A 2836-nucleotide genomic window follows, 5' to 3' on the forward strand; every position below is an offset into this window, starting at 1 on the left:
CCTGAGGCAATGCGACCGGTCATAAAAGTGCTCATCGACAAAGTCAAGGCACGGATGAAAGCACAGAATAAGGAGTGAGAAAAATGAATCAACGCTGGATAAAACATCTCCTGCTGTCCTCAGCATTCGTCGGTGGACTTATCCTGACTGGCTGTGGAGAAAATCACGAACCGCAAGCGCAAACGGCGGCAAACCAAACGCAGACCACGACACAAAACGCGCAGGCAAGCGCGATCCCTTCTCGTCCGGAAGCGCTCAAGTTCGCCGCCCAAGAGATCGTGGTGCCGAACAAAGCCGACTATCGGCATGCGCTTGACAATGGCAACGTTCTGTACGTGGTGGAAGACCATTCTCTGCCATTGGTCACGGTCAAGATTGCCAGCCGCCTTGGCGAACAAGCCATTGCCGATGAGGACATTGCCGTGGCCATGGCCCTCGCGCGTATGCTGCGTGAAGGGGGCACTTCCACAATGACGCCTGAGCAGGTCGATGAACGACTCGAGTTTCTCGCCACCAATCTCCGCTTTGGCATCGATAACACCAGCGCCGAAGCGTCTGTCGACAGCCTGTCCAAAAATCTTAACGAGAGTTTGGACATCCTGTTTGCGTTGTTGACCGACAACCAATTCAATGCAGAACGATTTGCGGTGGTCAAAAAATCGTTATTGGAGCGTATCAAAACCCGAAACGACGATACGCGCACGATCGAGCCGCGCGTTTGGAACCGCATTATCTATGGCGATAAGTTCTTTTCCAACCGCATGGCCACCGCAGCTCAGATCGAGAAATTAACGGTCGACGATCTTCGCCGTTATGCGAAAAAGTTGTTCGCGAACGGTCAACTCGTCATCGCCGTCAGCGGCGATGTCAAAGCCGAAGAGATGGTCAACTTGTTCAACAAACGGCTCGCTGCGCTGCCAAAAGGTGAGCCCGTGCCGGTGCCGACGGACTACGAGGCAATGCCGCCGGGACTGTATGGCGTCAACAAAGATGGTGTCACCCAGTCTCGTGTCAGTGTTGGCCATCCCGCAGTCAAGCGCGGCCACCCGGACGAAATGGCGATCCGCGTGATGAACGAAATCCTTGGTGGCGGTGGATTTACCAGCCGCATTACCTCGCGTGTGCGCAGCGACGAGGGCTTGGCCTATTCGGCTGGCAGCTATTTCAGCTTCCCGTCATTCTACGACGGCATGTTCCGCGCCTACTATCAGTCGAAAAACCGGACTGTTGCTTATGCGCTCAAGATCGTACTTGAAGAAATTAACCGCATTCGCACCCAACCGGTCACCGAAAAAGAACTGTCGACTGCGAAAGAGTCGGTCAAAGCCGCCATCTCGGACATGTTCCGCAACGCTGATGCCACCGCATCCAGATTCTTGTGGGACGAAGTGCTCAACAATCCCGAAGATCTCTGGGCAAAATGGTCAGAACGTACTGATGCCGTCACGGTCGAACGTGTCCAGGAAGTGGCGCAAAAATACCTGAAACCTGAGGCCCTTCGCATTCTCGTGGTGGGCGATCTGAAGGCAGTTTTACCCGGTGATGGTGAGCATGGTACACTCGAAGAAGTGGCCGGTCATAAACTGACGCAACTGCCACTGCGGGATCCATTGACCCTCAAACCCTTGCCGTTGGCAGACCTTTAAGTTCCGCAACCCCGGCTTCGCCGGGGTTTCTTTTTGCACAATCCCCTTTTTCTGGCATGATACCAACCTCAGCCCGTCGAGATGGTATGAGCGTGGCCGATCAGCAAAAACAGATAGACACCGCCCGGACGATACTGCACGATGCGGCATCTGTGGTCATTCTGGCTGGCGCCGGAATGGGGATCGATTCCGGACTGCCAGATTTTCGCGGCCCCGAAGGTTTCTGGCGAGCGTACCCGGGCGCCAAGCGGATGGAATTAAACTTCATCGATCTCGCAAATCCCGCCGCATTTCAGCAATTTCCCCGCTTGGCATGGGGCTTTTACGGTCATCGACTACAATTATATCGAAACACCACACCCCATGCCGGATTCAGGCATCTTCTGCGTCTCGCCGAGACAACACCGACATTCGTGGTCACCACCAATGTTGATGGCCAATTTCAAAAAGCCGGTTGGCCGGAAGTCGCCATCACCGAATGGCACGGCAGCATTCACTGGTGGCAATGTTGTACCCCCTGTTGCGATGACATCTGGCCCGCCGAAGGCAACATTGAAAACATCAATACAGAAACGCTTATCTGGCACAGCGACCTCCCGCGCTGTCCTCACTGCCAAGCATTAGCGCGCCCCAACATACTGATGTTCGACGACGCGCATTGGCTAGCGCAGCGTACGGAAGCTCAGAAAAATCGATGGCAGGCTTGGTTGGCCAAGTTTTCGACCGGTCGCCGCGTGGTTCTGGAAATTGGCGCGGGCACAGCCATCCCGACATTGCGATGGCTGAGTCGTTCTCTCGTTGACACCGGGGCGTTGTTAATTCGCATCAATCCGGCAGACTACGCCGCGCCCAATGGACACATTGGCCTGCCCATGCGAGCGGCACGGGCCTTGTCGCAGTTACTACCATAGGCGACGAAAAAGATAAAAAGAACTCCGTGACGTGGCGTGTTCAAACGCTTTGTAGCGATGGTCATTACGCACTTGTAACAGCTTGCTTTTATCCTCGGCCTCAAAAATGATCAAACCGTCCATAAAAAACGCCTGTCCTTTGGCATTCTGATACAGTTCAAAGCCCTCCGGCGCCACAGCCCCGCAAAAAAATAGCCTGGCCCGATAACGGTAGGCAATTTCGGGCAAATCCCGTAGAAAAGCTTCCTGACGCTTTCGATCAATCTGAAATTGGTGCAG

At 54.4% G+C, this 2836-nt stretch carries 3 protein-coding genes; 2 read left to right on the forward strand and 1 reads right to left on the reverse strand.

Annotated elements, in window-relative coordinates:
* Nucleotides 1-83 precede the first annotated feature (83 nt).
* On the forward strand, nucleotides 84-1646 hold the full coding sequence (locus tag D6694_11515; GenBank protein RMH39060.1) for an insulinase family protein: 1563 nt from the start codon (nucleotides 84-86) through the stop codon (nucleotides 1644-1646).
* A gap of 86 nt (nucleotides 1647-1732) precedes the next feature.
* Complete coding sequence (locus D6694_11520; GenBank protein ID RMH39062.1) at nucleotides 1733-2557, forward strand: NAD-dependent deacetylase; 825 nt, start codon at nucleotides 1733-1735, stop codon at nucleotides 2555-2557.
* Here D6694_11520 and D6694_11525 read toward each other — a convergent pair.
* Nucleotides 2549-2836: hypothetical protein (locus tag D6694_11525; GenBank protein RMH39061.1), on the reverse strand; the 288-nt coding region annotated here is incomplete at its 5' end. The two genes, D6694_11520 and D6694_11525, sit on opposite strands and share 9 nt — an antisense overlap.

It is taken from the genome of Gammaproteobacteria bacterium (genome assembly GCA_003696665.1).
Taxonomy (GTDB): Bacteria; Pseudomonadota; Gammaproteobacteria; order Enterobacterales.